This window comes from Ferdinandcohnia sp. QZ13, assembly GCF_031324165.1.
Taxonomy (GTDB): Bacteria; Bacillota; Bacilli; order Bacillales; family Bacillaceae_L; genus Ferdinandcohnia.
Genome location: NZ_JAVIVW010000001.1, coordinates 454,234 through 480,688, shown reverse-complemented (window position 1 = coordinate 480,688; position 26,455 = coordinate 454,234). Strand labels below are relative to the sequence as shown.

Sequence of the window (26,455 nt, the reverse complement as noted above, 5' to 3'; positions counted from 1 at the left end):
CTCTCTCGTCCGCTCATGAAGTCAACTTCTATTCGCATCTTCGATCGGCTGCGCGCCATGTCTGACAAGCGTTTTCAAGACAGTCTGGGGAAAGAAATTACATCAAGATATCCTTAAAAAAACGTGTAGACAAAGTCAGAACTGACTTTGTCTACTCTGAAGGCATATCGGAGGATATGCCTTTTGTATGTTTAATCTATTCTTTCGAATCCAGCCATTGATTCATGTGATGAGTCATTTCTTCATATTTACTAGACGCATTGCTTAACCCAAAATCGTTTGCGTCTTGGAGTGGTACGACTTTAAAGTTTTTATAGTGACTATTTGACACAAATGTTGGTGCGAATTTTGGATTTTGAACATGTATGATGGTTTCATCCTTTGATTTTACCTCTTTGACAATTTCAACCTGTAAAACCCCGCCAATATCTTTATAATCCCACATCTGTCCAGATAAGAAATTTCCTAGTGAGTAGACAACAAATGTTTGATTACCATTTTTACCTGTTAACCAATCCATTGGCTGTAATACGTGGGGATGATGACCAATAATGATATCAACACCCTCATCTGCAAGCTGTTGAGCTAGTTGTTTTTGATAATCATTCGGGTATAGTTGATATTCATTTCCCCAGTGCATACTAACTGATACGACATCAGCTTCTTCTTTGGCTGCTTTGATGTCTTTTTTTATGGATTCCATATCAATTAAGTTAACGAGGTAGTCTTTTCCTTGTGGCACAGGAATGCCATTTGTCCCATAGGTGTAAGATAGGAATGCTATGCTGATTCCATTTCGATTTAACACACGTATTTTACTTTTATCTTCTGGACTCTGATAACCTCCTGTATATTCCATACCAATCTTATTTAAATAATTTGTTGCACTTAAAATGGCCTTTTCGCCTCGGTCAAGCGTATGATTATTTGCGATAGAAACAATATCGACACCAGCATCCTTAAATGCATCAGCAACCTCAAAAGGGCTATTAAAGCTCGGATAGGTCGATAGTCCAATTTCAGTTCCACCAACGATTGTTTCCTGATTGGCAATCGTAAGGTCTGCATTTTCTAGTAATCCCTTTACATTTGCAATCATTGGTTTGAAATCATAACCATTGCTTGTCTTCGCATCATCATAAACAATTGAATGAATTAAAATGTCCCCAATTGCTGCAAGTGTCATTGAAGTTGTAAATGGCTTAAATTCCGGCTCTGTCTTTTTATAATCGTGATTATGGGCAATGTAGTCTTTAGTAACAGAATCAGCTTTAACATTATTTAGTGTAAAATAAACACCTAATGGAATAAGCAATAAAATAAGTAGACTAATAAGATATTTCGTGATATTGATTTTTTTTCGTTTCCTTCTACTTGTTCTCATATGACATTGCACCCCGTAATGTATGATAATTCTACTATAATACAAAACTATGAAAAATGTTAGAAATTTATCGAATATTGTCTATAATCTTCAATGTATTTCTTAAGTCGAAATAAGTAGGAAGGACAATTTGGAAGTCTGTCGAATGAAATAAAGAGAAAATCAAACTATGTTGAAGTAGGTGTTCAGTAATGAAATTCCAAAAGCCAGATGTAGAACAGTTTTTTAGAACCTTTGGTATTCAAAATTTTACGGTTAGTCCTAACGAAAAACAGTTAGTATTTAGCACGAATTTGAGTGGGACATATAATCTTTGGGGAATGGATTTACCAAATCAATTTCCTTATCCACTCACATTCATTGATCAAAGCTGTCAAGAGCTTATCTTTGATAAAAATGGTCAATTTTTGATTGCGGGCTTTGATAAAGATGGGGATGAAAATACTCAATTATATGCATTACAGCCACAAGGTGGGGAGTTAAGGCCTGTAAGAATATATGAAGGGCATCGTCACATGATAGCAATACTATCAAAGGACGGAAAGAAACTATATTACACTTCAACGAAGGATAATGCAATGTGTTTGAATTCATATTGTTTTGACTTAGAAACGGAAGAAGAGTGGATTATGAACGAAGGTATTGATGCGGCGACTTATTTAACCGCTCTAAGTCCGAATGAAAGCAGTCAAATCTATTTAAAACATTTTGCAAATACATATTCGTTAGCCTTTTTACATAAAGACGATAAGGAATATCGCTTAACACCAGAAACGGATAAACAGCATACTGTTTCGGATGTATTGTTTACATCTGAAACAACGGTTTACTTATTAACGGATTATGATGATGATTTTTCGTATCTGGCCAAATATGATGTGAATTCAAAGCAATTTTCAAAGGTTGTTTCACTTCAAATGGAGGATTTTAAATCTATAAAATATCATGAGCAATCTCAAACAATATATATTGTGAGTGAGAAGGGCGTGGAGGATTTTCTATATGCCTTTGACATCCAATCTGGTGAATTGAAGAAGCTGGAGACTCCGGCATCTGTTATTGAAAAATTAGTTGTGACAGAAAGCAATAACCTATATGTATTGGGGCGTTCTGCTACAAGTCCATTTAATATTTATAAGCGCTCGGCTAATGACCATACATGGGCAGCATGTACTAATTATGGGGTTCCCGGGGTAAAAGAAGAGGAGCTTGTTCATCCTAATGTGATTACGTATCCATCATTTGATGGTCTAGAAGTTGAAGCGCTCTTTTTTAAGGCCAATGAGGATGTTTCGAATGGGCATGTCATTCTATGGCCGCATGGTGGTCCGCAGTCTGCGGAAAGAAAGTCTTTTCGAGCGATGTTTCAGTTTTTAGTGAATCGTGGTTATAGCATTTTTGCACCGAATTTCCGTGGTTCAACCGGTTACGGTTTGGAATTTACGAAAATGGTAGAGGGTGACTGGGGGCATGGACCTCGCCTAGATAATATCGAAGGATTGGAATGGTTAATCAAAAATGGCTATGCAGATCGTGACAAAATTCTACTATTAGGCGGCAGCTATGGTGGATATATGGCACTTCTACTCCATGGCAAGCATTCTGAATACTTCAAAGCTGTGATTGATATTTTTGGCCCAAGTGATCTTTTTTCCTTTATTGATTCCGTTCCTGAGCATTGGAAACCGGTCATGAATCAGTGGGTAGGTGATCCTGTGAAGGACCGTGAAAAGTTAATCGAGTATTCACCGATTACTCATTTAGATGGCATGGTAAAGCCGATGTTAGTAATCCAAGGGGCTAATGATCCACGTGTTGTAAAGGCAGAATCTGATAAAATCGTACAGGCTTTGCAAGATAAAGGTAGGGAAGTCGAATATCTTGTACTGGAGGATGAAGGGCATGGTTTTTCGAAGAAGGAAAATGAAATCAAGGTAAACCGTAAAATCCTCGAATTTTTTGATCGAATTATCTAAAGAAATGAAAGACGTGTGACCTAAAAGGCTCACACGTCAATTTTTATTGTCCAGTTCCAGGCGTTATCAACTTTCTAGCCTAGCTAATCGTTTCGGAAGTTTGTCAGTGCTCGTTTTATGCATGTCGACTAAGACTGGGCGCCTAACACTTTTCTTATAACCATTTAATCTTCGGTTCTGTTTTGTTTTTAATCCGAGAAATGTTTGCACGGTGACGATAAAATACAAACGCCGCAAGTAATGAAACAACGATGATTAAAGGATAATCTGTTTTAATAAAAATACTATACACAATGCTGAATGTGATACAATAAAGGGCAACTAGCATAGAAGATAAGGAAACCATTTTCGTCAATTTTAAGAAAATGAAAAAGCATAATAAGGTCGTTAGGAACAGAATTGGATTATAAGCTAAAAGTACTCCACCAGAAGTGGCAACTGCTTTTCCACCTTTAAATCCTGCGAAAATAGGATACATATGACCAACGACTGCTACAATTCCAACTAATAACGGATGTAAATCACTCGATAATAGAAACGGAAGTGCAGTTGCCAAGGTTCCTTTTAAGATATCAGCACTTGTTACAATTAACCCGGCTTTTTTACCAAGTGTCCGGAATGTATTGGTCCCACCTAAATTTCCGCTGCCATGCTCCCTTATATCAATACCGTAGCCAACCTTCCCAACGATTAACCCAGATGGGATTGATCCAAGAAGATAAGCCAGGAGAATAATAATAAGTTCTACTACCATACACATAACTCCTTTAATAAAATATAGATAAGTGCTTGTGTGCAACATTGTACAATTTGAACCAAAATTACCATTTCTAGTTTTGGCAAATTGTTCTGTTCTTATAATACCATGCTTGTACAAGTAATCTCATTATACTAGAAATTTTTCTTTACAATGATTTTTTTTATAAATTTCAACAAAAAATAGGTAAATATCATATAGGAAACCATCATTAGCGGTTAAAAATCAAAATATATGAAGGAATATCTATGCTTGGGACCGAAATACTATGAGAGATATCAAATTGTCTACTATTTAAAAAAGGGGATTCAAATATGACAATGGAAATTCCAACTCGTGCTGAACTTGGTGAGATATTAAAGAAAAGTAAAAGGATTGCTGTTGTAGGTTTATCTGATAACCCTGAAAGAACTTCCAATATGGTGAGTAAGGCAATGCAGGACGCTGGATATGAAATTATTCCTGTAAATCCAACAATTGATGAGACTCTAGGTGTAAAAGCTGTTAAATCACTTAAAGAAATTAAAGGACATATTGATATTGTCAATGTTTTTCGCCGTTCTGAGTATTTAATGGATGTTGCGAAAGATTTTGTTGAAATTGATGCAGATGTATTTTGGTCACAGCTTGGTTGTGTGAGTGAGGAAGCATACAATTTCTTAAAGGATCGTGGATATACCGTTGTCATGGATCGCTGTATCAAGGTTGAGCATGCGCTGACAAAATAACAAATCACGAGACAAAAATCCTTGTTATTACACAAGGATTTTCGCCTTTTTTCGAGAAACGGTTTGCCAAATCTAGATAAAGATATAAAATAAAAGGTAGGGCATCAAAAAACAAAACATTTGTTCTGTTAAGTAAGAAATACTTCTAATAGTACTACTTATATAGAGAGAGGCTAATTTTTAGCTATGTGCTTGGGTAAACTCCCAAGTGTTTTGTATATGAAAGGGGTATGTTTTTTGGTAAAGCAACAATTTGATTACAATGATGATGCGATTCAGGTACTAGAGGGACTTGAAGCTGTAAGAAAAAGACCTGGTATGTATATAGGAAGTACAGATAGCAAAGGTCTTCACCACCTTGTTTATGAAATTGTAGACAACTCTGTGGATGAGGCACTATCTGGTTATGGTAATCACATCATTGTTAAAATCCATAAAGACAATAGTATTAGTGTCCAGGATAAAGGACGTGGTATGCCAACGGGAATGCATAAAATGGGTAAGCCAACACCGGAAGTAATTTTCACAGTATTACACGCAGGTGGAAAATTTGGTCAAGGTGGGTACAAAGCAAGTGGAGGTCTCCACGGGGTTGGAGCTTCTGTTGTTAATGCATTATCAGAATGGCTAACTGTTACGATCAAGCGTAATGGATTTATATATGAGCAGCGCTTTGAAAACGGTGGAATACCTGCTACCACGCTTGAAAACATTGGGAAGACGAATCAATCAGGTACAACGATTCATTTCAAACCAGACCCAACGATTTTTAGTACAACTACTTTTAATTTTGAAATACTTAGTGAACGCTTGAGAGAATCAGCCTTTTTATTGAAAGGGTTAAAAATAGAGATCATTGATGAGCGAAATGATTTTCAGGAAGTTTATCATTATGAAAATGGTCTAGAAGCGTTTGTAGACTACTTGAACGAGGAAAAAGATACTTTACATCCTGTTGTATCTTTTGAGGGTATTCAGAACCGAATTGAAGTAGACTTTGCTTTCCAATTTAATGATGGGTATTCAGAAAATATCTTATCCTTTGTAAACAATGTTAGAACAAAGGATGGAGGGACACATGAAGTTGGATCAAAGACGGCATTAACTCGTGCTTTCAATGAATATGCTCGGAAAATCGGCCAATTAAAAGAGAAAGATAAAAATCTTGATGGCTCTGATATTCGTGAAGGGTTAACGGCGATTGTGTCTGTTCGTATTCCTGAAGAACTTTTACAATTTGAAGGTCAAACAAAAGGTAAGCTTGGAACAAGTGAAGCTCGTTCAGCCGTAGATTCAGTTGTATCTGAAAACCTTGCTTATTTCCTTGAGGAAAATCCGGATGTGAGTACTCTTCTTGTAAAAAAAGCAATTAAAGCTTCCCAGGCAAGAGAGGCTGCAAGAAAAGCAAGAGAAGAAGCTAGAAGTGGAAAAAAACGAAAAAAATCCGAAACACTATTAAGTGGTAAGCTAACTCCTGCTCAATCCCGAAACCCTGAAAAAAATGAACTTTACTTAGTTGAGGGTGATTCTGCTGGAGGTTCAGCCAAACAAGGACGCGATCGTCGTTTCCAAGCAGTTCTTCCATTAAGGGGTAAGGTTATCAACACGGAAAAGGCAAAGCTTGCTGATATTTTTAAAAATGAAGAAATTAATACGATCATTCATACAATCGGTGGTGGAGTTGGTGCAGACTTTACTGTTGAGGACATCAATTATGACAAAGTTGTCATTATGACAGATGCTGACACCGATGGGGCACATATTCAAGTCTTGCTCTTAACGTTCTTTTATCGTTATATGAAGCCTTTAATTGAAGCGGGTAAGGTCTATATTGCCCTTCCACCACTTTATAAGGTGAGCAAAGGTACAGGTAAAAAGGAAGTCATTGAATACGCATGGAGTGATGACGAGTTAAAGGATGCAATTAGCAAAGTAGGAAAAGGTTATATCATTCAGCGCTATAAAGGTTTAGGAGAAATGAATGCTGACCAACTTTGGGATACAACCATGAACCCTGAAACGAGAACGCTAATTCGAGTCCGAATCGATGATGGAGCAAGAGCCGAGCGTAGAGTAACAACACTTATGGGCGATAAAGTAGAGCCACGTCGTAAGTGGATTGAATCAAATGTTGCCTTTGGTCTTGAGGATGATTCGAATATTTTGGACAATGAAAATTTATCGGTCGTAGAAGGGGAGTAACAGATAGATGGTACAAGCAGAAAAATTTCGCGATCTGCCTCTTGAGGAGGTAATAGGTGATCGCTTCGGTAGATACAGTAAGTATATAATTCAAGATCGTGCATTACCTGATGCAAGGGATGGCCTAAAGCCAGTTCAAAGACGGATTCTATACGCGATGCATGTTGAAGGAAACACTAGTGAAAAAGGTTTCCGTAAATCGGCCAAGACAGTTGGTAATGTAATTGGTAACTACCATCCACATGGTGACACTTCCGTATATGATGCGATGGTTCGTTTGAGTCAGGACTGGAAGGTTCGCAATGTTTTAGTTGAAATGCACGGAAATAACGGTAGTAATGATGGTGACCCACCAGCAGCAATGCGTTATACCGAAGCTCGTCTGTCAAGTATTGCTTCCGAGCTTTTACGTGATATTGAGAAAAATACAGTTGAATTCATTCCAAACTTTGATGATACAAGTAAAGAACCAGTTGTATTACCAGCCAGTTTTCCTAATTTGCTCGTAAATGGTTCGACTGGAATCTCAGCGGGATATGCAACAGATATTCCTCCACATAATCTTGGAGAGGTCATTGATGGCGTCATTAAAAGAATTGAAAATCCAAATTCAACCGTCGATGAGCTTATGCAGGTGATCAAGGGCCCTGATTTTCCAACAGGTGGTATTATTCAAGGCATTGAAGGAATTAAAAAAGCCTATGAAACCGGAAAAGGAAAAATCATTGTGCGCGGGAAAGCGGACATCGAGGATCTTCGCGGAGGAAAGCAGCAAATTGTCGTAACGGAAATTCCATATGAAGTGAATAAAGCGAATATGGTTAAAAAGATTGACGAGATTCGTTTAGACCGAAAAGTAGAAGGGATAAGCGAAGTCCGAGATGAAACAGACCGAACAGGCTTGAGAATTGTCATTGAACTAAAAAAAGACGCGGATGCACAGGGAGTGTTACACTTCCTCTATAAAAATACTGATCTTCAAATAACCTATAACTTTAATATGGTTGCAATCTTAGATAGAAGACCAGTATTAATGAGTTTACCGAGAATTTTGGATGCGTATATTAACCATCAAAAAGAGGTTATTACCAATCGTTCTCAATATGAGTTAGAAAAAGCGCGTGACCGTCAACATGTTGTAGAAGGACTTATTAAGGCTTTATCCATTTTAGATGAGGTCATTGCAACAATTCGTGCTTCAAAAGATAAAAAGGACGCTAAAAACAACTTAATCGCTAAATTTGATTTTACAGAACCTCAGGCAGAAGCGATTGTATCTTTGCAACTATATCGTTTAACAAATACAGACATCACAGCACTACAGCATGAATTTGATGAACTAAACAAAAAAATTAGTGAATTAGTTGAAATTCTTCAAAATGAACGCAAGCTGTTACAAGTAATTAAGACAGATCTAAAACGTGTGAAAAAGACATATGCCGATAATCGCCGTTCAAAAATTGAAGATGAGATTGAAGAGATTAAAATTAATCTTGAGGTTATGATTCCGTCTGAGGATGTCATTGTAACAGTGACCCAGGATGGCTATGTAAAACGAACAAGCCCTCGATCCTATGCCGCATCAAATGGTCTTGATTTTGGCATGAAGGATACGGATCGATTATTGCGGAAATTCGAAATCAATACAACGGACACCTTACTACTCTTTACAAATAAAGGGAACTATCTATATGTTCCAGTACATGAGCTTCCTGATATTAGATGGAAAGACCTAGGCCAGCACGTTGCTAATATTATAAGTATTGACCGCGATGAGTCTATCATTGAAGCATTCCCGGTTACAAACTTTGACCTGCCGGAATACCTTCTTTTCATCACGAAAAATGGAATGGTTAAAAAATCAGAGCTATCCTTATATAAAGCACAGAGATATTCAAAACCACTTGTTGCAGTTAACTTGAAAAATGATGATGAAGTTGTAAATGTTCACATAACAAATGGAAATATGGACGTCTTCTTAGTTACACATCTAGGTTATGGACTATGGTTCGGGGAAGAAGAAGTAAATGTTGTAGGACAAAGAGCTGCAGGCGTTAAAGGGATTAACCTAAAAGACGACGATTATGTTGTCGCTGGATATGTTGTACCACCATCCACACCAGCTGAATTAACGATTGTTACACAACGTGGTGCAGTGAAGAAAATGAAAATCACAGAATTTGAAAAAGCAACCCGTGCAAAACGTGGATTAGTCATGCTTCGTGAGTTAAAGAATCATCCACACCGCATTGCAGGAGCACATTTTATTACAGACTTAGATCAAATTTTCCTTAAAACCCATAACGGTAAAATTGAGTCAGTCGATCCAAATTCATTACGTCCAAATGATCGCTATAGCAATGGTTCGTTTGTAGTTGATTCAGATGAAGCGGGAGAAGTGATCGATACATGGATTGTCACGCACGAAGAAACCAATGACGAAACAAAATAATCATATGAAAAACAGCTACTAACTGGTAGCTGTTTTTTGATGATGTGAACTTGTCAAACCCAAAGTCTTAATTTCGAAAAAAATTTATATTTTAAATATCTCTACTTTACTGTACAATAATTTTATAAGATGTCGGATCGATCAGGTAGAGAGTAGGTAATATTGAGAAAATGGTTAAAAAATATATTAATAAAAGAAATATCCTCCTTGTCATCGCATTAATTGCGTTATTGTATTTATTACCAATGTCAATTTCATTAATATTAGCCTTTTTAACGGCTCTTTTACTGGAGCCAGTTGTTAATGTATTAATCACAAATTACCGAATCAAACGAATCTATTCTGTAACAATAACCTTTGTTGTCTTCATGTTATTCGTACTATTTTTGGGATATTTATTAGTCAATGTCATTATTAATCAATTGATTACGATTGTAAAAAATATTCCGTTCTATGTCTCAAGTATTGATACGAACCAAATCATTGCAACCTTTCAAAAATTTGAAACCTATTTTGAAGATTTACCAAAGGAAGTCTTGGATTCCATTATGAATACTTTATATTCCTTCAAGGATTTATTGATTGTTGTAGCGAGGAATATTACTGAGGGTACGTTTGGTTTTGTTTCAAGTCTTCCACAACTTTTGTTAGAGCTAATTGTGTATTTAGTTGCAGCTTTCCTTTTCATGAACGATCTACCAGGAATTAAAAACAGGCTTAAGGAAATGTTGCAGGAGAGTACAATTGAAAAGGTTAAAATTGTAACCACCCAATTGAAAAAGATATTTGTCGGCTTTTTAAAAGCGCAAATCGTACTTAGTGGTGTCACATTTATCATCACTTATATTGGGCTTTGGATATTAGATGTTAAGTATCTTTTAATCCTTTCATTGCTCATTGTTCTTGTCGATTTACTACCGATCCTAGGAACTGGATCCTTTATTGTACCTTGGGCTATTTTTGTGTTAATTAACGGCAACACCAAACTTGGAGTAGGATTATTAATTCTATTTGTACTCATTACCGTGATTCGAAAAATTATCGAACCAAAGATATATTCACAAAGTTTTGGAATTAGCGCTTTAGCAGCATTAGTCAGCATGTATTTAGGATTTAAAATAATAGGGATAGTTGGTTTATTACTTGGACCGCTTCTCGTCATCCTTTACGATTCATTAACAAAAGCTGGCGTAATCAACCTCAGCTTCAAATCGGATAAAATATAAGAAAGCTACCTAAAAAGGTAGCTTTTTCACTTATATTGCTTCTAATATTTTTGTTTCTAAAAAGGTTTTAAATACTTCTAGGTCTCTTTCATTATCAAAAGCTGCTTGGGCAGTGGTATTGTTGCCGCCACCCTTTCCGTGGTAATTTTTTAATTCTAGTTTGAATAATTGACCACACTGGACCGGGACTGAGCCATTGTGTGAGATAAGCAACTTATTTTCAAGTGTAGAAGTAAAAATCACACATTGATTTGAGGCTTCATTGATCTGTTTTGCAATGCCTTGAAGTTCTTTTAACGATTTATCTTCAAAGTTCTGAATAATGATGGGCTCGGTATGAGTTTGAATCAGTTCCTGAGCTAAAAATTGATTTAATTTTCCTTTTAACTCCTCAATTTCTCGTTGATATTGTTTGTTTTCCATTTCGATTTTGCTGATTTTCTCAATGAGACCCTCACTATTAGTACTGTATTTGTTGTTTAAGGTCGTTAAAACCGAATGCGTTGCTTGATAATCATGAAGGGCTCTACTACCGAAAATAAAATAAACTCGTGTATTTCCTTTACTTTTTTCCGTTTTTAATAGCTTCATTAATCCTAATTCGCCAGTTCTAGAGACATGTGTACCCGCACATGCTGATGTATCATATCCTTCAATTTCAACAATCCGCATTTCATTTCCTTCAACATCAGGCATTTTTCGAAGCGGAAGGCTACTAGCTTGTTGCTTAGTAACAAAATATGTTTTGATTTGCTGGTTTTCATAGATAGCTTTATTCACCTTGTTTTCAATATGTAATAGCTGATCTTCACTAAATTCCGGTACACTCAAATCAATTGATACTGTGTCTTTACCTAAATGGAAGCTTGATGTGTGCGCATCATATTCTTCGATACAAATTGCTGACAGCAAATGCTGCCCTGTATGCTGCTGCATATGATCATATCTTAGGTCCCAATCAATCTGACATTCGACTACCTTGTTTTCTGGGGGATGGGGGAGTTTATGGTATACTTCTCCAGCATCCTGATAAACATCCAACACTTTAATGTTGCCAATCAAGCCAGTATCTGAAGGTTGTCCGCCGCCTTCAGGATAAAATGCAGTTTCCTTAAGAGTAATAAGGCAGTAATCATCTTTTTTGATCATATTGGTAACTTCCGTTGTCCAGTTTGTTAAGTATGGATTTTCATAATATAGCTTTTTTGTCATCTAGTATTCGATCCTTTCGACATCAGATATTAAAAACATACTAGAAAAGTAAAAAAGATTCAATTATGAGTTGTAATAAATAGAAGGGAGGAGGAGCAATTTAAGAGTAGAAAAGGAGGTAAATGATATGGAAGAGAACAGTCTAATTAGTGGAGATATTGAAGAAAATGCATTTGTTTTAACAAAATTTAAGCATATGAAAACACAGTCTGTCATAAGTAGGGAAAGGCTTGAGGCGATTTGCGATTATTTAATGAAAAAGGTAGAAAGTGGGGAACAGGAGCATTTCATCACGTTAAATGATCAGATGCCAGTTAGGATCAATCATTCCGAGATGGAGGAGCTGTTGCAAGAATTGATAGATATTCGTGGGAAGTTAAGTTAAATTCCGTTCAAAAAGAGTTTTAGTTTATTATAATTATGTTATGTAAACTAAAATAAAGAAAAACAAAGGGAGGGTTGGAATTACACATTCCGATATTTATCTATGATAAATTCCATCCCAATTTCGATTAGTGTATTTGTATGAGTATGAAGTCTTCGTGCACGATCTTTTAGCAATTCATATTGAACATGACTAAATGTTGTACCCATTTGAATTCGATCCTTAGGTCTAACTGGAGCTTTGAATTCTTTAGGTTTCTTATAAGTATCTAATACATAATCAATTCCTTCAGCTAGCAATTGATTAAACGGAACTTGCATGTTATTTGCAATTTCTTTAATTTGATTGAGCAAATCCCGACTAATGGTTGTATTTTTAGTTACACGATCAGCATTATGCGGTCTAATTTTGCTTTCGTAAGGCATATGTACAACAACTCCTGATTTAAATTAAAATTTAGACGTGGTATAAATACAATTAAATAGTTAGATATATGTAACCATGAGTTAAGATTTTTAAAAATAGATTAGTTAACTGTAATTAAGTTAATTATAGCATTGTTTTGCTGTATTTTGGTTATTTTTAACTAAGTTCTGAGAATAGATATTATGTTAACTAGAATAAAAGTTAAATAGTTAGGTAGATTGGTTAGCTACCTCTCATTCGTTGAAGCAAAAGTTGATACATAATCTAGAGTACTTCCCCTTTAACAAGTATATGTTGTTATTTAAAATAATTTAATAGAAAAAAATAATGTGCTTTAAAAAATGAAAAAATTAGTGTATTTTTTAAACGCCAGTTTTTTCATTTGATTATATTTAACTGCTTAACTCAATTTTATCGTTAAATAAATGATATAAATATTAAGTGTATTTTTTGATGTTCAGTTTCTTCTCTGGAAACTAATAAAAAAGTGCCTGCTACTCACTGAATAATGTCGATGAATTCGACAAAAAGCGAGTGTTGACAGGCACTTATTTCTAAGTGAATTTGTTTATTTAATTTTTATTTTTATCATCTTTTGTCTGCTGCATGTCTTTTTCATTCATATACAATTTCAACACTGAATTAGCTTCTGTTTTTCCAAAAAAGTGAAGTTGAAGAATCAGTCACCTTATTTATTTTTGGGCATTTTTGTTACGGATGGTATTCCAGAGATATAACCAATACCGCCTGTTTTATTAATACCAATTTGTTCGTCAATAGCTTTAAGTAGTTCTTCTTTATTAACAGCTGTAATCGACTTACCATCTACTTCATCACCAGGATGCTGGAAGTTACTGAAAATATATGAGAATCCATTGCGGTCATCAGCAGCAAATAATCCAGTTGCTTCCGCCCCAGCTGGAACAGATAAAATACGATCTAATTCTTTCGTATCAACATTATAAGCCCAAACGAAGTTATTTGTGTGAGCACCACTATCTTCACCAATAAAGAGTGTTCTCATTGCTTCAGAGTAACTTAAGTTATCTGGATTAGCTACTTTATCTACATTGGCAGTGTTTCCATATGCGTCAGCTGCAGGAAGGTCTTCCCCTACTACCAATCCAGACATGGATGGTGCTACATACGAGCTATTAATAGCATTTCCATTGCTATCTTTTTGGCCGCCTCGCAAGTCTAATTGGTAGGTTACGCCAGCTTTAATTTTTGGTAGCTGAATATGGTCTGCAGGATCTTTTCCTGTTGAATCTTTTTCCATAGCCTTACTTTGATCGGAAATTGCAATATATACTTTTTTATCCTTTTCGTTTAGTGCTAAACCTTCCATTTTATTAAATTCTGTAGTCGCACCAAGCATGGCAGCGTAACGGCGAGTTTCAAGGAAGGCTGCTGCTTTTTCTTTGCCAGGTTTAAGTTTTAGGTACTCAACTTTTCCTTCATTTGAGTATGTTTTAATAGCTGTAAAACCTTCTTTAGGAACATCTGAAGTTTCAAAAATATCATTAAAGGTAATGCCGCTATCAATAATATCTTTCACTTCTTTATCCGTTGCATGCCCTAAATTAATCCATTGTAAATTTCCTGAACCACCGTTTTCAGTACCTGTTTGTTTAAATGTCGCTGCATAGAGTGTGCCTGATGATAAATCTTTTTCCTTGTCAGCTACATACATAAACATTCCTGTATTGCCGCCATCATCACCGTAAAAAACAGTTTTGTTATCAGGCATTACTTTAGCTAACTCATGAGAGAAACGTCCTGTACTGTAATGTTTTACAACTGATGTTTTACCATTCTTACTTACTGTAATTTCAGGAGTGTAGCCATAGAAATAAGGATTAGCCTTTGTTTTATCTCCGAAATAGAATTGAGCGAATGTTTCAACTTGACTTCTTACTTTTGAAGTTGGGTTTAAGAAAAGACGTGCATCTGGTTCATACTCTTCAGAACCTAAATGTGTATTCCATGGAGATAATGATCCGTTACATGGAATCCAAAGTCCATTTACAGCTGAAAAATCAATTTTTTGTACATTTACTGGTTTAAGTTCACCTGTTTTTTTGTCTTGTTCCAATTCAGTTAAAGACATGGAAGCTGGAACTAAACCGTATGCTGATTTACCAGCAGCATCAATAGTTTGATATTCATAGTGTGTAACCATATACAGTTTACCGTTAATAGGCATTAATAAGCTGTTTGAATCTGGAGCGTCAGATACAAAGTATTCTCCGTTTGTGCCACTAGGATCCTTAATTGGATTTCCATCTACATCAATTGGTGTACCTGCAGGAATTTTTTCGTTTTTTACTGTTGCTACCTTATCTTCTGATTTGAATAGGTAGTTGTAAGTCAGTGGAAATGTTTTTACTTTTCCATTGATATATTTCACATCAACGGTTGCATTTGTATATGTTTTTACCATATCATCAATAGTAGCAGGTGCTTCCATACCATTAAATCTAACAGATTCTATTTTATTGTTATTCTGAGCAGCAGCAAATGTCGGTGTTACGGCTGGAATAGTAATAGCTAAAGCAAGTGCTAATGTAGCCCCTTTTTTCACAAGTTTCTTATTAATCATAAATAATTCCTCCTAATAGATTAATAGCTTACGGTCCAATTAAACCAAATAATTGTAAATGGAATATTAACTCTTTGTATGTTTTTTATTAACCTGACCAGAAGTTTTTAACATTATTGTAGGTTATTGGTTAAATGCACAAGCTCTTCTTCGAAAAAATATGCTTGTAGTACTTAATGGGTTAGGATTGGGTGTCCAGGTTGTGCTTCGGATCCTGGATATAAAGAAGAGAAATATCACTGGCTGGGTGCGGAACGGAGAGAACGTACTTTCCTTATAGGCAAGTATATCCTTTTTGAGGGCTGTAGCTATTACAGTACCGGATAGAATTAGTAGCACCAAGATTACCAGTACCGTAATAACGAATATCCTTCTTATAAAATATTTTACCGATTACTAAAGCAAATGAGAATGAACCTATTAAATAACTTAAAATCAGAGCTAAAATGTTAAAAATAGTATTATTACCTCACTTATTTTTAATTTATACATTTTTATTTATTGTGTATAATTTCCTGCAATCCTACTTACGTTTAACCTGCCTTGTTAGTACAACATCTTAATATTTTGATGTTAAAGCGATCCATATAATATCAGAGAAAAAAAGACTGTCAATTCGATGATCCCTATTTTACTCTTGCGTATACTATGTTAACTTGAAACAATCTTAACGTACTAATAACTCATGCTCTTTGAGTCTGATAAGATTCATTATAAGGAACTATCTATTGTCACCTCCCCTTACACCTATTTCACAATCCAGAATCCTCGAGAACTATATATAAAAACTTTGATAAACATAATACCCAGCATCAAAACGACGCTGGGTAAGTATTACCAATAAATCATAGCAAAATTAATTCGATTTTGCTTGTTAACTTTTTGCCTTGCCAGGTATTAAATGAACATCGACACTTGGTCCAAATCCACTCCATCTGTATCCTGAAACCTCAAAGAGACCGTTTGGAAGTACATCTGAAAGTCTTTCTCTCTTGGAGTATTTGATGGCATGACCGACTGCTTCTACTTTAAAGGTGTATCGTTTTCCTTGTTTTAGACCTGTTACCGTATAGTTTGTATCAGATGTTGTCATTTCTGAATTTATCGGTGTGAATGTGACTCCTTCAGGTTTGATCGGTTGACTGTTCACATATACTCGGTATCCGATTACATCTTGATTGAGCGCATTTGCAGCGTTCCATGAAAGAGATACACTTGTACCATCTGTATTTATTTTTGCTTCTAAGTCGCCATCAAAAGACGGAGCCCCAATTGGGTAAGGTTTAGCCGTTTCAAATTCTAGTACACTATTATAAGGTGCCTTATTACCAGCAAGATCCACTGCTTCTACTTCAATATTATATTTTGTACCAGGTTGTAATCGTGTTAATGTGTATTTAGTAGATGTTGCAAATCCATGTAGTTCTCCATTTGCATAAACATTATAACCAGCGATTCCCGTGTCGTCATTAGCTGCATTCCAGTTTATAGAAGTCCATGTAAAACCAGTATAGACAACATTAACTTCTTTGCCGCTAAAAGTATCACTAGAAGGAATCTTAGTAGTTGACTCTGAAATCTTTGTGTTCTTAGGTAAAACAGGAGCTGTTTGGTCCGCTTCCCCACTTGTTGTAACCTTGATTTCCGGACCATTCGAAGTTCGGTTTCCAGTCGCATCAGAAGCTTCCACTTTAAATGAATATTCCTTGGCCGGAGTCAGCCCATCTACCGTAAAACCTGTGAGGTTTGTAGATGTATAGTCTTCGCTAAGTTTTTCACCATCTTTATAGATTGTATAACCCGTAACACCCACATTATCTGTTGCTTCACCCCATGTTAAAGTTACACTTTTTCCATCTGGTGATGATTGGGCATCAATAAAAGTATCCTCTGGCCATTCAGGTTTTTGTGTAGCATCAGTAGGAGCTGCTGTTGTATTCTCAAACACAAGTCCAGTCGAATTTGTTATTCTCCATGGATTTCCTCCATTATCTTTTACGTTTGTGAAAGATACATTAATAAATTTAAAGTCTTTTGCATAATCCATTTTTACAGAATATACATTATCAAATTTAACATTTTTAAAGGTAATATTTTCGTGATAAACTTCACCTGCACTATTATTACCATTCACTAGTATCGCTTGTTTATTACTGCCACCTTGATTACGAACCGTTGTATCAACGATCTCCATATCTCTGAATTGAGAGATGATCTCTGCAGGCTCGTATAAGATTGAAGCATTCGCATCTGTATAGGAGGAAGTGAAGACAAATGGGCCATCTCCGTCTATACCCTCTAATGCATTGTTTCTAAATAGGATATTTTTAGCTCCACCACCCATAGGTGTATTTGTCTTACTGCGTAAACCAACATCCGTTTTATACATGATATTATCTTCTATTAAAAAGTCCTGGATCCAGCCACCTGTATGACTACCGGTAACTACCCCACCGTGTCCCTCACGAATATAGTTATTGAAGATCCAAGCATTTCCTGTTGGTTCACTCTTAGATGCTGCTTGTCCCATACCAGATGCGAAATTAATAGCATCATCGCCTGTATCCACAAAGTTATTAAATACCATGATATTTTGAGAGTCACCAAACTCGTATCCATCTGCGTTATTACCATCATATGTTTTGGAAATGGTTCCATTTATAACAATGTTTTTACTATGAAGGTTTACAATCCCGTGATTTGCTGGATTAAGCTGTGTGATACCTTCGTAATACATTCCGTCTACACCACGAACAGTAATCAGATTTGAACGAGTCGAATAAGCGGATTTCACATCCATGCCCATTTCTTGTGCCGCATATGATTGATTTGCTGCTAAGATCCCTAATGTATTTTCGGAATTGAGATTTAATGGACTCATCTTCCCGTTCTCTACTTTTACATTCCCGGTTACTTTTGAGTTATTGCCTGCAACGTAACGTGGTAATTCGTTCCCAAGCTCATCGATGGTAGGATGATTCTTATCATATTTCCACCCATTTCCATCAATGATCCCGTTGCCAACAATACGTATATTTTTTAAACTTCCATAATCGTATGTATGGGCATTGATGAGTGAATAGGAACGCTCATCCGTTGAATAATCGTACAGCCAGAAATTCATGCTGTAGTCTTCAGCATCTGGAGATCCGAGTAAATAACCATCCACTTGTAGTGTCATATCTGATTTAAGCCACAATTCTCCGGAAATAAATTTTCCTTCTGGAATTACGACTTTGGATCCTGGAGTAGCGGCGTCAATGGCTGCTTGTATGGCCTCAGTGTCTTTTGTTCCGTCATCAGGTGTTGCTCCAAAATCTACAATATTAAAAACTTCAGGTACTTTTGTCGTTTTACCTACAATTTTATTAGAAGGTCCTGATTCAACCCCTTCAGCATTTACTGATGTTACATAAAATTCATAGGCTTTATTAGGTTTAAGGTTATTTACTTTAAAATTATGGATTAGGATCTTCTCATGGAAATTATCTTTATCAATATTTTTATAAAAATTATCAATATAAGCTTTTGCTGGTCCACTATTATTTTCTAAAGCGCTTCCAATTTTCTTTTTGTTCATATAGATGTTAAAATCAACGATGTCTTTATAATTCTCCGGCTTTTCCCAAACAAGTGTTATGCTTGCTTCATCGTAAGCAAGGTTTGGAATCTGTAAATGAACAGGTGATGCTGGTGATTTTGGAGATACTTCCGTTTTAGCTGAGGCTACTCCACTAAAGCTACTGAAAACTAATAGTAAAATTAAAAACAGAGAGCAATTCACTTTAAATCTCTTCAAATTCGCTTACCACCTTTTCCTAGTAATGGGCAAAAATAATAATTCGTATATCCTCCTTTCTAGAAAATATATATAAACCTATTTAACGCTGCTTTCACACAAAAAGGTCTATATATCAAAACAATGGTAAGCCCCTTAATACAAGTACGTATATAATCATTTTATTGAATTTTTAGACTGTTATCGTTATATTTTCCTGCCCAAAAAGTCCCGAATGAGGATATGATTACAGGTGAATGAAATGACTATCGTAAGTTTTTCTCATGTCTCTGTATCTCACACAAGAAAATAATCGCGTTTTTTACATGCTCAGGTTGATTATAGTAGAACAAATCTTTATAAACATAAAAACCAACGTCTTTCAATCGACGTTGGTTTAGTTAGAAATTTGTATTAGACTTCTGAGAGTTTTGCTTGTTGGTTTTATAATACAAGTAACAAGGTAACTTTAACAATTGGTCTAAGTCCACAAAATATGAATGTATGCTGCTAGGAAGACTTTTATATGTGTCCAGTCTTTCTCTTGTTACGTTTAAGTTGTTTGAAGATAGACGCTACTATCGTAATAAAAGGTAAACTCTATAAAAATATGGCAAAAGGCAAATAAGCAGTAACAGGTATCCCAAGATAGTACTACACATAATCGTTAGGTTAATATATGGTTAAAAGCAGTGTGGTTTCTGATGTGGAATCCACTGCTTCTCTTTCTATAAGTGATTTTATATATACTTTTCTTATGCGAGTATCGTTAAAGAAAAACGGATTAGCTTATTAATTACTTCACTTATTGACCATCCTTGGTTCTAGGTCCCAACAGCTTTATTTTGTCACGATGGAAACTCCACCATCAACAATGATATTTTGACCTGTTACAAAGGAAGATTCTTTAGAAAATAACCAGGTTACCACATCTGCCGCTTCGGAAGAGGTCCCCATTCTTCCTAAGGCATTCAGGCTGTTGTACTTTTCTTCTAACCATTCTGATTGCTCTTCAGTCAAGTTTTCAAATTTTCGTTCCATCATCGGAGTCCTGATTGCACCTGGTGTAATGGCATTAACTCGAATTCCTTTATTTCCATATTCTTGGGCTACTCCGCGGGTTAATGCCAGAATTCCACTTTTCCCAGCTGCATAAGCTGTCGTGTATGCCGTACAAATTAAGGCATCCAGGGATGATGTATTAACGATTGAACCACTACCATTTTCAATCATAGCTTGCAGCTCATACTTCATACACAACCAAACTCCTTTGATTGTAGAGCCCATCATATGATCAAAGTCTTCTTCACTGAATTCATGTGTCAATGCGGGCGTACCTTCTGCATTTCCCGCATTATTAAAGGCAAAGTCGATTCTTCCAAATGTGTCCACTGTTTCTTTTACCATCTGTTCTACTTCTATTCCTTTGCTTACATCAACTGATAGAAAAAGAACATGTGGACTAATCTGTTTCAGTTTTTCTAGGGCTGAGTTTCCGCGTTCCCTATTACGACCTACTATGACAACTTTTCCCCCCTCATGAAGTAATTGTTCTGCTACTGCTAGCCCAATTCCAGAAGTCCCCCCGGTAATAAGCGCCACTTGATTTTCAAATCTCACACCATCCACCCCTTATAGTTAGAACTATCTAAATTTTATCATAAAGGGAATCTGACAAGGAGATTTATTTAAAGGCTCTGTGACGGACTTTTCAGGGCTGTCATATTTTGTTCAGTTTCATTTCATCAACCTTATTCGATACTATTCATATCTTGAACGGTCACAATAACCCTATCCATATTGTTACCAAAAATCTTATCATTTTGATTATTTGGGTCGTTAAATGTCCTATTTTTGGAAAGTGAATATTTTCACCATCAATAGTAGTTTCATTGTACTGCGCATCAAAGAGCCTTTTTTAGATGACAGTTCTTGTAAAACTAATGCTTTCGTTTTGTTTAAAAACCCGCTCAATGCAATTCATATAATAAGTTTTCAATGAAACCTAAATAGGAACCAGGATGACAATCGCTGATTCCTACCATAAAGACCTAAGCCTTTTTCACAAATAATTCTAATAACTCCTTGGCACTATGTACTTCTTTATCTGGTTTATAGGTAGCGTTAGTGGGTAAATCTTTCTTACGATGATTCATCCAGATCGCTTGCCAGCCTGCTTGTTTTGCTCCGATAATATCTTTTTCAAAATTATCCCCGATATACACGGTTTTGGTTTGGTCAAGGTCCAGTTTCTGTTCTATAAAATCAAATACTTCTCTTTTCGGTTTTGCATGACCAATCGTACCAGAAATAAACGTCATCTCTGCCGGAATCCACCGACTAAGGCCGAGCTGTTTAATTTTCATTGCTTGATGTTTTTCTTCACCATTTGTAAGAATTCCAATCTGATTCCCTTCTTTGTAAAGTATATTCAGTAGTTCTTCGACTTCCGGAAATAAGGTAATGTGTTTTTGTTCGGTCACATACGATTCATGAAAAATAGTCGCTTTTTCCGTATCTATAGGGATGTTAAAATCCTTACAAGCAGCCATGATTCGTCCGGTTTGCCATTCAAATTGAGATATTTCACCTGCTTCACTCTGGTCAAATAAAATCTCGCTATACTTACGACTAGCTTTATATAATTGATCGATTTCTTCGTCTGAAAATGGCTCTTGAAAAAGCTTCCTCACCGTTTTATAAAAAGATTGTGCTTGATCATATAGTGTATCATCGACATCAAAAATTATCGTATCCATTCTCATAGCCCTCCTTATAGTATGATGATATCACTTATTTTCAACTAGAGAAAATAGAGCGTCAACTTTGGTTGTTCCTTTGAGCAATGAGACATTGCAATGTGTCGAAAATCGGTCTGATGCAGTTTCTCGGTTAAGGAAACATCAACAAGTAGTCCAAATCCACAAAATAACATCATTGAAAAAAGCATAGCAACCATAAAGGAGAACAAAAAGAAATGATCAGGTGTAATAATTTGTAATGCAATCGAAACTAATAGGTTAACTGTACCTGCTTCGTACCACGAAGGAAGGATAAAACTAACTAGAAATAGAATGAGAATGACTGTTTGTGTTTTGCTTACTCCCCTTTTACATACTTTCCACATCTTCCGAACAGGCGTTCCTTTCTTTGATATTAAAGAAACGAGAAAAATAAATCCAGGTAAAAATCCAATAAATAATGGTATATGAAAGCCTACAGACAATAGTACTCCTGTAAGTGTAATAGCTAGGAGATTACATATTTGACTAATTGTAAATCTATCGTTGTTCAGTTTTCTTCACTCCTACTGCTTCCTTAACTGTATTTTCCATTAAGGATTATACCATTTCACCTTAAAAAATTATATTCGGTTAGCATACCCTGATTTAATACAACTAACCCCGTCCCAATATAGGAACGGGGTTTTACTTTCTGTTTTTACAATTTTAAAAGTAATTTCTTTTATAGCTGGTAAACCTTCGAATATTTATCTTCTAAATAGTTCACCAGATATGTAGCATTCAAGCTTTCACCAGTGACCTTCTTTATTAATTCATCAGGAGTATAAATACCACCGTATTGGTGGATTTTCTCCTTAAGCCAAGATTGAATGGCACTAAATTCTCCTCTTTCAATATGACCGTAGAAGTCAGGGAGCTCCTTCCTGATGGTATTCAAAATTTGGGCAGCATATAAATTTCCAAGTGAGTAGGATGGAAAGTATCCTAGACCACCAAATGACCAGTGAACATCTTGAAGCACACCTAATGTGTCAGTTGGAGGAACGATCCCCAAATACTCATTCATCTTCTCATTCCATACCTTTGGAAGGTCCTTTACTGCAATTTCTCCACTGATAAGTCCTTTTTCGATTTCGTAACGAAGCATGATATGTAGGTTGTATGTTAATTCGTCTGCCTCAACTCGAATATAAGATGGCTCCACAATATTAATGGCTCGATAAAAATCTTTTACATCTAGTTTTCCTAATTGGTCAGGGAAGTGATCCTGTAGATCTTGATAGAAGAAATTCCAGAATTCTTCACTACGACCAACCATATTCTCTAAAAATCTTGATTGTGATTCATGAATACCGAATGATGCTCCATTGCAGATTGATGTACCTTCTAATTCAGGATTAATATTTTGCTCATAAATACCATGTCCTGCTTCATGGATTGTACCAAAGATTGCTGAACGAACATTATGTTCCAAATAACGAGTTGTGATTCGGACATCGCCTGTATTAATGGTTTGGGCAAATGGATGAACAGTTTCATCAAGTCGTCCAGCATTCATGTCAAATCCAATTAGCGGAAGTAGGAATTTATTAAACTTTTTCTGTACATCTGGGTTGTAAAGTTTTTCGAAAATGTCGCCATTTGGTTTAGAAGAGGATAATTTGATCCGATTTAACAAATCGATACTGCTTCTTCGTAATTCCTCAAAAAGTGGATCCAGCTTTTCAACTGTTAATCCAGGCTCATATTCATTTAATAAGGCATTGTATGGATGCCCTTCATACCCGTAATACTCAGTAAATTGCTTTTTGATTTCGACTATTCGTTCAAGAAAAGGTAGAAAGACTTCAAAATTATTCGTTTCTCTAGCTTCCTCCCATGCGTCATTCGCGTTTGAAGTCAACACGATATATTCATTGTAAAGTTCCGTTGGAATGCTTTTTGATTGTTTATAAAAGTTATGTCTTTCACGTACAATTGCTTTGGTAACGTCATCCAGTTGCTCATATAAATCTTCAGCTGTTAATACCTCTAATAGCTCTCCCATTTCTTTCGAGATCGATAACTTAAATATCTCGGTTGATAGCGTACCAATTGAATTTGCAAACAAGGAACGCCCTTTTTTAGGGGCCATTACTTTTTGATCCCAATCTGCAAGAGCTAATACGCTATTTAGATGCGTAATTTTTTCGTCTAATTTTTTAAATTGACTTACCTTTTCTTGTAGTTCAGTATTTAATACTTGTTGATCAGACATATTACTCCCCCTTTTCGAGATTTATCTCGAAAATAAAATCGACTGTATAGTCTATATCACCTATTATAAATAAAAATTTAGAAAATTAATAATAAAAAATAACCTTTTATTAAAATATAAAACCAGATAAAAATCAGCATAATCCCCTATCAACAGTTTAAAAATGTGCAAATCTACATTGGTCATAGAAAAAATTCTTTGCGGTTCCTTTTCTAAATAACGAAGCGCAAATATTTTTTGCTCTAAAACCCAATTTGAGCCCTTTTAATAACCCTTGCTTAAGTATATGTTGAATAACTTTGGGAAATAAATTATCCCTCACTAATTTGGGTGTTATCGTGAAATAACAATGACGATTCCTCCCCTTTGACAAATAAAAAAACATGAGGACATATCTCCTCATGCTTCCTAGAATCCTCTTCCCCCGCCGCCAGATCTGCCACCACCGCCGCCGGAAAAAGAGCCTCCCCCACTATTTGTGTTCTGCTGAATTTTTTGCTGTGTTACTCGTGTATTGTAATGTCGGTCCATTTTATTCGTTACATTAAAAGAATTGGACTCTAAATAAGTACTGGCAGTTGTCGTGGAGCGTCCTTTGTTATACATTGCCATCACTCCAACCGAAATCACCCCAACCCCAATTGCAATTGCAAAATAGATTAAGAGCTCTTGAACTAATTCTCCTTGTGAGGTACCTGAAGAAGATGAATAAGATGGATCTGTTTGTGCGTAACCTCCATCTCTATCGGAGGTTGATCCCTCTGGAATCCCAGCGTTCATCGTTGCTTCTAAATCGGACAAGAAGGTTTTCGCACTTTCACCAAATGCATCCTCAGTTAGATATGGATAGACGTGGTCAAGAATTTCCTCAACGGTATAGTCCGGAAAGTAATCAACAATCCGGTCTCTTGTAAAGATGTACACTTCACGATTATCCATATCAATTAAGTATAAAATTCCATCCTCCGTCTCACCGTAGCCGAATCCATGACTGTCATAAAAATCACTTGCATATTGTCTTGCTGTTTTTCCTTCACTATCATTGGTGGTGACAATTCGGATATCCATTTGGAATTGTTCGGTTAAATTACTAGCTTGTTCCTGTAATTCTACGATCTCTGTTTCTGAAAATAAATTCGCTTGGTCAAAAACATACTCAGAGTTAGCAAATGTAGCAGTTGCAAAAGCTAACATGATCAGGAGGAAGAATTGTAGAATGATAACTTTTTTCTTTACCATAAAAATAACCCTCCTAACGACAAGACTGCAAAAACACTTGCTGAGATCATACCAAACCACTTACTTGCTCTTCCGATACTAATGGGCAAGTTCCCGGCGATTTTTCCGGTTTGACCATTCATCGCAAAGACATAGGTCTTGCCTTTAAATTGATACGTAAACATCCAAACTGGTAATAATACGTATCTAGCTTTAACTCCTGATAGCCTTACATTTGTATTATGGATGGAAACCGAGCTGTACCCATGAATGGTCCCTTGGAGTAACGTTCCTAAATTTTCACGAAGTAGACTAGAAATTCTTCCGTAAACGTCATTTTGGTTCATATCATACTTTTCTGCAAAGAAACCAGACAAATAGGACATTGAAAAATCGGTTAAGTCCTTATAATCATAGGGTTCAAGAATGGTCATCAGTTCATCATCCATTTTCTTTGAACCGTCAGCGGGTACATCGTGGAATTTTGCTATTCCTTCCCGCATGACCTTATAATACTTTGTTTCGGTATACCTTGTATCTCCTCTAGTGTACGTTCTGACTCTTCTAGCTTCACCTTCGATTTTTCCGGAAGTGTTACTATCAAACAACCAAAATGGTACATAGATCCCTGATAATTTTTCTAGCTGTGAATTTGAAGTGAAAAATTTAGGGAGTAGTGGTTTCCCTTTACACCATTTTACAAATAATTCTTCCGCTTTTTTACGATCAATTTTAAAAGGAATGACCTTTTCAGGACGAAATTCTCCTTCTAACTGCCTAGGGATAATCGTTGGATTATGGCAATAATAACAAAAGGTTGCAGCAGTGGTGTCATCGGTTACGATTTCTGCGCCACAACTGCTACATGTATACCCTGTTGCTTTCTCGTTGAATTCTTGATCCAATTCCTTTGCTTGATGTAATGCATCTTCACTTGTATCCGCTTCTTCATTAGCCTTTTCGTTATCAATAAAATTCTTGACATCTTCTTCCGTGAATTCACTTAAGCAATAATCACAGGTCCAGTTTTGGGTGTCTGCTTTAAATGCTAATGGTCCGCCACAGTTTATACATTTATATACTACAACCCCCAACCACTATCACCTCT

General features: G+C 36.0%; 18 protein-coding genes and 1 pseudogene. 6 read left to right on the top strand and 13 right to left on the bottom strand.

The window, feature by feature from the left end; all coding sequences use genetic code 11:
- Nucleotides 1-196: 196 nt before the first annotated feature.
- Nucleotides 197-1,384 carry a CapA family protein gene (locus RGU12_RS02305; RefSeq protein ID WP_309534633.1) on the bottom strand — a complete coding sequence of 396 codons (1,188 nt, stop codon included), beginning with the start codon at nucleotides 1,382-1,384 and terminating at the stop codon, nucleotides 197-199.
- A 191-nt stretch (nucleotides 1,385-1,575) separates the two neighbouring features.
- Between RGU12_RS02305 and RGU12_RS02300 the strand changes: the two genes are divergently transcribed.
- Nucleotides 1,576-3,360 (top strand): S9 family peptidase, encoded by a 1,785-nt coding sequence (locus RGU12_RS02300; protein ID WP_309534632.1) that lies wholly within the window; start codon nucleotides 1,576-1,578, stop codon nucleotides 3,358-3,360.
- Between the two features lie 154 nt (nucleotides 3,361-3,514).
- On the opposite strand, the gene plsY is transcribed toward RGU12_RS02300, so the two are convergent.
- Nucleotides 3,515-4,114, bottom strand: coding sequence for a glycerol-3-phosphate 1-O-acyltransferase PlsY (gene plsY, locus RGU12_RS02295; RefSeq protein WP_309534631.1), 600 nt, complete (start codon nucleotides 4,112-4,114; stop codon nucleotides 3,515-3,517).
- Nucleotides 4,115-4,431: 317 nt separating this feature from the next.
- On the opposite strand from plsY, the gene RGU12_RS02290 reads away from it, so the two are divergent.
- From RGU12_RS02290 to ytvI, 4 genes are all read left to right on the top strand, one after another.
- Nucleotides 4,432-4,845, top strand: coding sequence for a CoA-binding protein (locus RGU12_RS02290; RefSeq protein WP_116350472.1), 414 nt, complete (start codon nucleotides 4,432-4,434; stop codon nucleotides 4,843-4,845).
- 237 nt (nucleotides 4,846-5,082) lie between these two features.
- A complete protein-coding gene (parE, locus tag RGU12_RS02285) occupies nucleotides 5,083-7,047 on the top strand; it encodes a DNA topoisomerase IV subunit B (RefSeq protein WP_309534630.1) in 1,965 nt (654 codons plus the stop codon).
- A gap of 7 nt (nucleotides 7,048-7,054) precedes the next feature.
- Nucleotides 7,055-9,499 carry a DNA topoisomerase IV subunit A gene (gene parC / locus RGU12_RS02280; RefSeq protein WP_309534629.1) on the top strand — a complete coding sequence of 815 codons (2,445 nt, stop codon included), beginning with the start codon at nucleotides 7,055-7,057 and terminating at the stop codon, nucleotides 9,497-9,499.
- 170 nt (nucleotides 9,500-9,669) lie between these two features.
- Complete coding sequence (gene ytvI, locus RGU12_RS02275; RefSeq protein ID WP_309534628.1) at nucleotides 9,670-10,725, top strand: sporulation integral membrane protein YtvI; 1,056 nt, start codon at nucleotides 9,670-9,672, stop codon at nucleotides 10,723-10,725.
- A gap of 30 nt (nucleotides 10,726-10,755) precedes the next feature.
- On the opposite strand, the gene RGU12_RS02270 is transcribed toward ytvI, so the two are convergent.
- Nucleotides 10,756-11,937: an alanyl-tRNA editing protein gene (locus RGU12_RS02270; RefSeq protein ID WP_309534627.1), complete on the bottom strand. Its 1,182-nt coding sequence runs from the start codon at nucleotides 11,935-11,937 to the stop codon at nucleotides 10,756-10,758.
- A 127-nt stretch (nucleotides 11,938-12,064) separates the two neighbouring features.
- Here RGU12_RS02270 and RGU12_RS02265 point away from each other — a divergent pair, with 127 nt between their 5' ends.
- Nucleotides 12,065-12,322 (top strand): hypothetical protein, encoded by a 258-nt coding sequence (locus tag RGU12_RS02265; protein WP_309534626.1) that lies wholly within the window; start codon nucleotides 12,065-12,067, stop codon nucleotides 12,320-12,322.
- An 80-nt stretch (nucleotides 12,323-12,402) separates the two neighbouring features.
- On the opposite strand, the gene RGU12_RS02260 is transcribed toward RGU12_RS02265, so the two are convergent.
- The 10 genes and pseudogenes from RGU12_RS02260 to RGU12_RS02215 form a co-directional block, all read right to left on the bottom strand.
- Nucleotides 12,403-12,747, bottom strand: coding sequence for a hypothetical protein (locus RGU12_RS02260; protein WP_309534625.1), 345 nt, complete (start codon nucleotides 12,745-12,747; stop codon nucleotides 12,403-12,405).
- Between the two features lie 689 nt (nucleotides 12,748-13,436).
- On the bottom strand, nucleotides 13,437-15,350 hold the full coding sequence (locus RGU12_RS02255; RefSeq protein ID WP_309534624.1) for a PhoX family protein: 1,914 nt from the start codon (nucleotides 15,348-15,350) through the stop codon (nucleotides 13,437-13,439).
- 319 nt (nucleotides 15,351-15,669) lie between these two features.
- Nucleotides 15,670-15,807 (bottom strand): annotated as a pseudogene (locus RGU12_RS02250) (glycerol-3-phosphate acyltransferase); the annotation flags it as partial.
- A 417-nt stretch (nucleotides 15,808-16,224) separates the two neighbouring features.
- Nucleotides 16,225-19,149, bottom strand: coding sequence for a fibronectin type III domain-containing protein (locus RGU12_RS02245; RefSeq protein ID WP_309534623.1), 2,925 nt, complete (start codon nucleotides 19,147-19,149; stop codon nucleotides 16,225-16,227).
- A gap of 819 nt (nucleotides 19,150-19,968) precedes the next feature.
- The gene (locus RGU12_RS02240; RefSeq protein WP_309534622.1) at nucleotides 19,969-20,748 is read right to left on the bottom strand and encodes an SDR family NAD(P)-dependent oxidoreductase; all 780 of its coding nucleotides are present in this window, start codon (nucleotides 20,746-20,748) and stop codon (nucleotides 19,969-19,971) included.
- Between the two features lie 431 nt (nucleotides 20,749-21,179).
- Nucleotides 21,180-21,887 (bottom strand): HAD family hydrolase, encoded by a 708-nt coding sequence (locus RGU12_RS02235; RefSeq protein ID WP_309534621.1) that lies wholly within the window; start codon nucleotides 21,885-21,887, stop codon nucleotides 21,180-21,182.
- A gap of 44 nt (nucleotides 21,888-21,931) precedes the next feature.
- Nucleotides 21,932-22,354, bottom strand: a complete 423-nt coding sequence (locus RGU12_RS02230; RefSeq protein WP_309534620.1) for a Na+/H+ antiporter NhaC family protein — start codon at nucleotides 22,352-22,354, stop codon at nucleotides 21,932-21,934.
- Nucleotides 22,355-22,593: 239 nt separating this feature from the next.
- Nucleotides 22,594-24,129 carry a carboxypeptidase M32 gene (locus tag RGU12_RS02225; protein WP_309534619.1) on the bottom strand — a complete coding sequence of 512 codons (1,536 nt, stop codon included), beginning with the start codon at nucleotides 24,127-24,129 and terminating at the stop codon, nucleotides 22,594-22,596.
- A 408-nt stretch (nucleotides 24,130-24,537) separates the two neighbouring features.
- Entirely contained in the window at nucleotides 24,538-25,368 is an 831-nt protein-coding gene (locus RGU12_RS02220; protein WP_309534618.1) for a TPM domain-containing protein, read from the bottom strand.
- Nucleotides 25,362-26,441: a TFIIB-type zinc ribbon-containing protein gene (locus RGU12_RS02215; RefSeq protein WP_309534617.1), complete on the bottom strand. Its 1,080-nt coding sequence runs from the start codon at nucleotides 26,439-26,441 to the stop codon at nucleotides 25,362-25,364. The genes RGU12_RS02220 and RGU12_RS02215 overlap by 7 nt, the downstream gene beginning before the upstream one ends.
- Between the last annotated feature and the right edge of the window lie 14 nt (nucleotides 26,442-26,455).

Excerpts from the sequence above, each read along its gene's own strand:
- RGU12_RS02220 (WP_309534618.1), bottom strand. The coding sequence starts at position 25,368 with ATGGTAAAGAAAAAAGTTATCATTCTACAATTCTTCCTCCTGATCATG.
- RGU12_RS02225 (WP_309534619.1), bottom strand. The coding sequence starts at position 24,129 with ATGTCTGATCAACAAGTATTAAATACTGAACTACAAGAAAAGGTAAGT.
- RGU12_RS02270 (WP_309534627.1), bottom strand. The coding sequence starts at position 11,937 with ATGACAAAAAAGCTATATTATGAAAATCCATACTTAACAAACTGGACA.
- parC (WP_309534629.1), top strand. The coding sequence starts at position 7,055 with ATGGTACAAGCAGAAAAATTTCGCGATCTGCCTCTTGAGGAGGTAATA.
- plsY (WP_309534631.1), bottom strand. The coding sequence starts at position 4,114 with ATGGTAGTAGAACTTATTATTATTCTCCTGGCTTATCTTCTTGGATCA.
- RGU12_RS02265 (WP_309534626.1), top strand. The coding sequence starts at position 12,065 with ATGGAAGAGAACAGTCTAATTAGTGGAGATATTGAAGAAAATGCATTT.
- RGU12_RS02290 (WP_116350472.1), top strand. The coding sequence starts at position 4,432 with ATGACAATGGAAATTCCAACTCGTGCTGAACTTGGTGAGATATTAAAG.
- RGU12_RS02260 (WP_309534625.1), bottom strand. The coding sequence starts at position 12,747 with ATGCCTTACGAAAGCAAAATTAGACCGCATAATGCTGATCGTGTAACT.
- RGU12_RS02305 (WP_309534633.1), bottom strand. The coding sequence starts at position 1,384 with ATGAGAACAAGTAGAAGGAAACGAAAAAAAATCAATATCACGAAATAT.
- RGU12_RS02300 (WP_309534632.1), top strand. The coding sequence starts at position 1,576 with ATGAAATTCCAAAAGCCAGATGTAGAACAGTTTTTTAGAACCTTTGGT.
- ytvI (WP_309534628.1), top strand. The coding sequence starts at position 9,670 with ATGGTTAAAAAATATATTAATAAAAGAAATATCCTCCTTGTCATCGCA.
- RGU12_RS02255 (WP_309534624.1), bottom strand. The coding sequence starts at position 15,350 with ATGATTAATAAGAAACTTGTGAAAAAAGGGGCTACATTAGCACTTGCT.
- RGU12_RS02235 (WP_309534621.1), bottom strand. The coding sequence starts at position 21,887 with ATGGATACGATAATTTTTGATGTCGATGATACACTATATGATCAAGCA.